This is a genomic window from Chromohalobacter sp. (assembly GCF_039830575.1).
Classification (GTDB): domain Bacteria; phylum Pseudomonadota; class Gammaproteobacteria; order Pseudomonadales; family Halomonadaceae; genus Chromohalobacter; species Chromohalobacter israelensis.
Genome location: NZ_JBDOOX010000018.1, coordinates 63,183 through 69,827 on the forward strand (window position 1 = coordinate 63,183; position 6,645 = coordinate 69,827).

6 protein-coding genes are annotated in these 6,645 nt (G+C 64.8%); 2 read left to right on the forward strand and 4 right to left on the reverse strand.

The features are described 5' to 3' along the window. Positions 1–33: 33 nt before the first annotated feature. Positions 34–798, forward strand: coding sequence for an SDR family oxidoreductase (locus ABGX75_RS16730; protein ID WP_011507906.1), 765 nt, complete (start codon positions 34–36; stop codon positions 796–798). A 46-nt stretch (positions 799–844) separates the two neighbouring features. Beyond that, a complete protein-coding gene (ugpC, locus tag ABGX75_RS16735; protein WP_347410931.1) occupies positions 845–1,975 on the forward strand; it encodes a sn-glycerol-3-phosphate ABC transporter ATP-binding protein UgpC in 1,131 nt (376 codons plus the stop codon). Positions 1,976–2,051: 76 nt separating this feature from the next. Here the strand turns inward: ugpC and dgoD are convergent, their stop codons facing one another. The 4 genes from dgoD to ABGX75_RS16755 form a co-directional block, all read right to left on the reverse strand. Further along, positions 2,052–3,200 carry a galactonate dehydratase gene (gene dgoD / locus ABGX75_RS16740; protein ID WP_011507908.1) on the reverse strand — a complete coding sequence of 383 codons (1,149 nt, stop codon included), beginning with the start codon at positions 3,198–3,200 and terminating at the stop codon, positions 2,052–2,054. Continuing rightward, positions 3,197–3,982, reverse strand: coding sequence for an FCD domain-containing protein (locus ABGX75_RS16745; RefSeq protein WP_347410930.1), 786 nt, complete (start codon positions 3,980–3,982; stop codon positions 3,197–3,199). The genes dgoD and ABGX75_RS16745 overlap by 4 nt, the downstream gene beginning before the upstream one ends. A gap of 141 nt (positions 3,983–4,123) precedes the next feature. Further along, positions 4,124–5,821 carry a diguanylate cyclase gene (locus ABGX75_RS16750; RefSeq protein WP_347410929.1) on the reverse strand — a complete coding sequence of 566 codons (1,698 nt, stop codon included), beginning with the start codon at positions 5,819–5,821 and terminating at the stop codon, positions 4,124–4,126. 41 nt (positions 5,822–5,862) lie between these two features. Further along, on the reverse strand, positions 5,863–6,270 hold the full coding sequence (locus ABGX75_RS16755) for a hypothetical protein (RefSeq protein ID WP_347410928.1): 408 nt from the start codon (positions 6,268–6,270) through the stop codon (positions 5,863–5,865). Between the last annotated feature and the right edge of the window lie 375 nt (positions 6,271–6,645).

Below are 6,645 nucleotides of genomic sequence, written 5' to 3' on the forward strand. Positions count from 1 at the left end.
GACAACGCTTCTACAACGGACAGGGAGACAACCATGAACGTGATGTCGCAGTTCGACCTGAGCGGCAAGGTCGCCGTCGTCACCGGCGGCAACGGCGGCCTCGGCGAGGCGTTCGCCCATGCGCTGGCCGAGGCCGGCGCGGCGGTTGCCATCGCCGCCCGTGGGCATGAGCGCAGCCTGGAGGTGGTCAAGGCCCTGGAGGACGCCGGGCACCGCGCCATGGCGGTGGAGGTCGACATTACCCAGCCCGAGGCGGCGGATGCTCTGCTCGACGAGGTCGAAGCCAGCCTAGGCCCGGTCGATGTCTTCCTCAACAACGCCGGCGCCTGCCACCATGCCCCCGCGCTGGACGTCACGCCCGAACGCTGGCGCGAGATCTTCGACATCAATGTCCACGGGCTGTGGTACTGCGCCCAGGCCGCCGGCCGGCGGATGCAGTCGCGCGGCGGCGTGATCATCAACATCGGCTCGATCTCGGCGATGATCGTCAATCGCCCGCAGATGCAGCCCGCCTACAACGCCTCCAAGGCCGCCGTGCACCAGCTGACCAAGTCGCTGGCCGCCGAATGGGCACCGTACGGCATCCGCGTCAACGCGCTGGCCCCCGGTTACGTCAAGACCGCGATGGCGCCGGTCGACGACCCCAAGTTCAAGCCGCGCTGGATCGACGACGCGCCCATGCAGCGCGCCGCGACTCCTGAAGAGCTCGGCCCCACTATCGTCTACATGGCCAGCAACGCCTCGAGCTTCATGACCGGCTCCATCGTCGTCGTGGATGGCGGCTATACCCTCTGGTAACCGCCACGCGAGCCCCCCCACCGACCCTCAACACCAGGAAACCGCCATGGCAACGCTACAACTCGACAACATCGTCAAGGACTTCGGCGGCACCCAGGTCATCAAGGGCGTCGACCTCGAGGTCAAGGACCGCGAATTCGTGGTCTTCGTCGGCCCCTCGGGCTGCGGCAAGTCGACCCTGATGCGAATGATCGCCGGGCTCGAGAGCACCACCAGCGGCGAGATCGTCATCGACGGCCAGCGCGTCAACGAGGTCGGGCCCGCCGACCGCGGCCTGGCGATGGTCTTCCAGAGCTACGCGCTCTACCCGCACATGACCGTCGAGGACAACATGGGCTTCAGCCTGCGCCTGGCCAAGGTGCCCAGGGCCGAGCGCCGCGAGAAGGTCCTCGCCGCCGCACGCATCCTGCAGCTCGAGCCCCTGCTCGACCGCAAGCCCCGCGCGCTGTCCGGCGGCCAGCGTCAGCGCGTGGCGATCGGACGGGCGATCGTGCGCAACCCCAGCATCTTCCTGTTCGACGAACCGCTGTCGAACCTGGACGCGGCGCTGCGCGTGCAGATGCGCATCGAGCTGGCCCGGCTCCACGAGGAGCTCGACGCGACGATGATCTACGTCACCCACGACCAGATCGAGGCCATGACCATGGCCGACAAGATCGTCGTGCTGCAGGACGGCGTGGTCGAGCAGATCGGCTCGCCGATGGAGCTCTACCACCACCCGCGCAACCGCTTCGTGGCCGGCTTCATCGGCTCGCCGAAAATGAACTTCCTGGAGGTCGAGGTGCGCGGTGCCGACGCCGAGGGGGTCGACGTGGCGCTGCCCGGCGGCGACTGCCGGGTGCCGGTCGCGGGCGACGGCGTCAGCGCCGGCGACACGCTGACGCTGGGCATCCGTCCCGAGCACCTGGTGCTCGACGAGGCGGGGCCGCTGACGGGCCGGATCCAGGTCATCGAACGTCTCGGCGGCGTCACCTCGCTGTATCTCGAGCACGGCGACAGCGAGTGGATCCTGGTCGCTGACGGCAACGTCGCGCATCGCGTGCACGACGAGGTGCGCTTCACCTTCGACCCGGCCTGCGCGCACCTCTTCACTGCCGATGGCCTGGCCCTGGCGCACCTGACGCGCCACCCGCTGGCCGATATCGACCGCAAGGAAAATCGCGCCTCGTTTGCCTGAGGGCAGGCGCGAATCATCGACTGCCCACTGATATCTCACCGAGACATAGCGGCAGCGTCACGCGCGTCCTGCCGCCTCACCACTCGGCGATGGAGCCGTCGTCATGCGTCCATACCGGGTTGCGCCAGCGGTGGCCGACCTTGGCACGTTCCTCGACGAAAGCTTCGTCGATCTCCACCCCGAGCCCGGGGCCCTCGGGAATCGCGCAGAAGCCATCCTTGATGGTCAACGCCGACTTGTCGACCAGGTAATCCAGTACGTCGTTGTCACGGTTGTAGTGAATTCCCATGCTCTGCTCCTGGATGAAGGCGTTGTGGTTCACCGCATCCACGTGCAGCGACGCGGCCAGCGTCAGCGGTCCCAGCGGACAATGCGGAGCCAGCGCGACGTCGAAGCACGAAGCCAGCGTGGCGATCTTCATGCCCTCGCTGATCCCCCCGCAGTGCGAGAGGTCCGGCTGAATGATATCGACCATGCCCTCGGCCAGCAGGTCACGGAACTGAAAGCGCGTGTGCAGGCGCTCGCCGGTGGCGATGGGATAGCCCAGACCGGTGGCAATGTGCTTGAGACTCGGCAGATGCTCGGGCAAGACCGGCTCTTCGACGAACATCGGGTGATAGGGCTCGAGCTCGCGCAGCAGGGCCTTGGCCATCGGCCGGTGCACGCGGCCATGGAAATCGATGGCGATGCCCACGTCCGGGCCAACCGCTTCGCGAGCCTCGGCGACGCGCGCCACCGCTTCGTCTACCTTGCGATGCGAGTCGACGATCTGCATTTCCGGCGTCCCGTTCATCTTGAACGCCGTGAAGCCCTGATCGACCAGTGCCTTGGCACCCGAACCCACATCGCTGGGCCGATCGCCGCCGGTCCAGGCGTACATGCGCATCTTGTCGCGCACCTTGCCGCCCAGCAGTTGATGCACCGGTACGCCCAGGTCGCGCCCCTTGAGGTCCCACAGGGCCTGGTCGATCCCCGCGATGGCGCTCATCAGGATCGGCCCGCCGCGATAGAACCCGGCACGGTACAGGGTATTCCACAGATGCTCGATGCGGTGCGGGTCCTGGCCGACGAGGTAGTCGGCCAGTTCGTGCACTGCCGCCTCGACGGTCGCCGCACGGCCTTCCACGACCGGCTCGCCCCAGCCGTAGCATCCCTCATCGGTCTCGATCTTGAGGAACAGCCAGCGCGGCGGCACCTGCCAGGTCTTGAGCTGGGTAATCTTCACGAGGGGTCTCCTTGCCAATGAGAAAAAGCCGAATTCAACGCCGGCATCGAGGCCGGATCCGTGTCGATGCCCAGGTCCTGGCCCGTGCGTTCGAGCACCGCCAGGGCACAGACGCGCGCCCGTTCGGGTTGACGCAGACGGATCGCCTCCATCACCTGGCGATGACGCTCCATGCTGTCGGCGAGTTCGTCGGCACTCTGGTTGGTGCGCTGGACCAGCACCGTGATCGTGGGTCTCAGCACATGGCTGAGCTGCGTCCACACCACGTTGTGGGTGGCCGCGAAGATAGCTTCATGGAACGCTACATCGTAATCGTCGTGCGAGCGCCCTTCCCAGCAGTGATCGGGCGTCTCCAGGCTTCGGGCCATGCCGTCGTAGGCCTGCTCGATGGCCAGCAGGTCGGTGGCCGTCGCCGCGCTGGCCGCCAGAAACGCCACGAACGGCTCGACCGCCACACGGAAGGCGTATATTTCACGCTGAAAACGCGGGTTGGGCTCGGCGTAGCGCGCCATCCATTCGGTAACGCGCGGGTCGAGCATGTGCCATTGGGTCAGCTCCCGTACCCGCGTGCCCTGTCCGGAAATGCGCACCAACAAGCCCGCCGAGACTAGGTTCTGCAAGACGCTACGCACCGTCGAGCGACTGACGCCGAAGGTCTCGCAAAGATCCAGTTCACGGGGTATCAAGTCACCGGGAGCATAGCGACCGCTGAAGATCGCCTCGGCCAACGACTCGGCGATATCCGGGCGCGCCGTCGACGCGGAAAGAGATGATGGACACATGTACGGCTCCGCCTGTCTTGTTAGACAAATTTACCTTTATGTCCGACATAGAATCCAGCATTCGTGTCCATCGTGCCTTTAGACATTGGTGGATAGCGCTCGGGCCGTACGCTAGGCGCCGCGCAGCTCCGCCGACAGCGGCTAGTCGGCGTACCAGTGAACGCGATTGCGCCCCGCGTTCTTGGCCGCGTAGAGTCCTTCGTCGGCACGCTTGATGGCCGGCTCCAGCGAGGCTTCCTCGGGGTCGACACGCGCCACGCCCAGCGAGGCGGTATACGTCAAGCGCCCCGTCGCGACGACCTCGGTCTCGACCTCGACCGGCGTGATCGAGACGGCCATACGCAACCGCTCGGCGACCTGCATGGCCTGCTCGGAAGCCGTGTCGGGTAACAGAATGACGAACTCCTCGCCCCCCATGCGGCACAGGATGTCGCCCTCGCGCAACTGTGTGCGCGCGGTATCGGCGAAGGATTGCAGCACCAGATCCCCCACGTCATGGCCGTGAGTGTCGTTGATGCACTTGAAGTGATCCAGATCGACGACGATCAGGCTCAGTGGCGCGCCGCCACGGCGTGCCCGCGCCATTTCCTTGGCTGCCTGTCCCTTCAGATAGCGTCGATTCCATAACCCGGTCAATGGATCGGCCATGGCCTGCTCCGCGAGACGCGCCTCGAGCTGCTTGCGCTCGCTCAGGTCGAACACCGTGGCACGGGAATATTGAAAGCGTCCTTCGGTGACATGGGCTGACGCCTGAATGATCACCGGCAAGCGGGTACCATCACGGCACATGAGGACACACTCCGCGGCCCCCTCCTGACCTGCGCTCAGCACCTCCCGAAACGCAGCGTCGAACGCGGCACGCGTATCGGGAGTCACGAAATCGCGATAATGTCGCGTATCGATCACTTCATCGGCGCGGTAGCCCAGCCACTCCAGCTCGGTACGGTTGATCTTCACGATACGGCCGTCGCGGTCCAGCGAGTGATAGCCACAGGGCGCGTTCTCGTAGAGGTCCTGTACCTCGCCGGCATACTGCTGAGACTCCCTGGCGAGGCGCTGGGCCTCGCGGGAGTATTCCATTGCCTGGCGGCGCAAGTAGCGTTGCCGGTGCAGACTAAGCACCCACAGCACCCCCACGGCCACCGCAAGCAGGTAGATGAGCCCGATCACCGCGATCTGCCAGGGATTCTCCGCCAGCAGGCCGGCCAAACCGGGGCGCGGGACCACAATCCCCAAGCGCCAGGGCTGGGAGGCCGGTGGGGTGACGATCATGCCCACCTTGTGACCTTGGGCAATCGCACGAATGTCCTGCGTGCGAAAGCGCAGAAGATCCTCATCGAGCAGGATCTCGCCCCGGGGCCGGGTCGACAGGTCGTGCCAGACCTGGGGATAGCGTAACGCGAGAGAGTCACCGAACCGCATTCCCTCGTCGGTATCGGGCAACAGCCATTTGCCTTGGTTATCCGTCATGACGGCCCGCACTCCCTCGCCACTGTCGATGGCATGCGGAAGACTCGCCGTGAGGTAATGCCAGTCCAGAGTGAACAACAGCATGCCCAGGCGCTGTCCCTGATGGTCGAATACCGGCGTGGCGATATCGATCACCGCCGTGGTGACCGTCTTGCCCTCCCGGCGGCTCTCCCCGAGGCGGGGGGCGGAGACGTAAAGGCCTCGGGAGGACAAACGATCGGTGCCCTGAAAGAAGCCCGACCGCGCATATCGGGTACCTGTCGGGTACGGCAGCAGGCGCGAGCCAGCCTCGAGCAGTTCTTCACCACTGGTGTCGAGGAGCACCAGACGCGTATAGCGCCCGAAGTGGGTGGCCAGGGTTTCGAGCACGGCGGCCAATTGTTCCAGGGTGTCTTCCCGATCCTCGAGCGCTACCCCTCATACACGTTGCGCAGATGGCGTCGCAATATCGGCAGTTCGGCCACCGCCAGCACCTGATTGAAGCTCTCGTTCATGTCGTGCAATAGAGCATCGTATTCGGCGTTCAACAGCGTCGTCGCACCATGGCGACTGCTGTCGAGGCGTGCCTCCAAGTGAGTCCGGAAAATCGGGTACAGCATGGCCGTAACCAACAGAAGGGGCACGATGGTCGCGATGACCAGGCGTGCCCCGAGCGTCTTCAAGCGCATCATGGGAAATAATCGCAATCGGCGGCGGACGATGCCCGTCACACCTTCCTTGGCGCGGTTGCCAGGGGCAGCCAGCGGCGCAAATTCGGCATGTATCGCCTCGACCTGGCGACACCCTTCGTTCACAGCACCTAAGTATACCTGACGCACGCCCTACGTTACGCTCTGAAACTCGATGTACCACCATTGTCGTAGGCCCTCTTCCCGCGACCGACCGGCCTCAGAGCACGGCGCCTCTCGGCCAGGTACCGCATGCCAACGCCATGACTTTCCCCTTCGCGCGTCCAGCCAGCAAATACGAAAATCCCCCCGCCGTCACGATGGACAACGGGGGGATACGACAGACGCTACGTTTTCACCGATCGATGCGCAAGGCTCCGCCGGAAAAGCGATGTCAGGCCTAGTGTGGTGTTCCGCAAGTAAGTATCAAAAATATAGTCTATCCTGATACTGAATTCCGCTGTGCTGCTGGAGGTATCATGGCAAAGCGAGGTCGGCCTGCTACCCAAATTTCCGTTACAGACA

Bases quoted from the DNA above. Each gene is read 5' to 3' on its own strand.
- ABGX75_RS16730 (WP_011507906.1), top strand. From the start codon at position 34: ATGAACGTGATGTCGCAGTTCGACCTGAGCGGCAAGGTCGCCGTCGTC.
- ugpC (WP_347410931.1), top strand. From the start codon at position 845: ATGGCAACGCTACAACTCGACAACATCGTCAAGGACTTCGGCGGCACC.
- ABGX75_RS16745 (WP_347410930.1), bottom strand. From the start codon at position 3,982: ATGTGTCCATCATCTCTTTCCGCGTCGACGGCGCGCCCGGATATCGCC.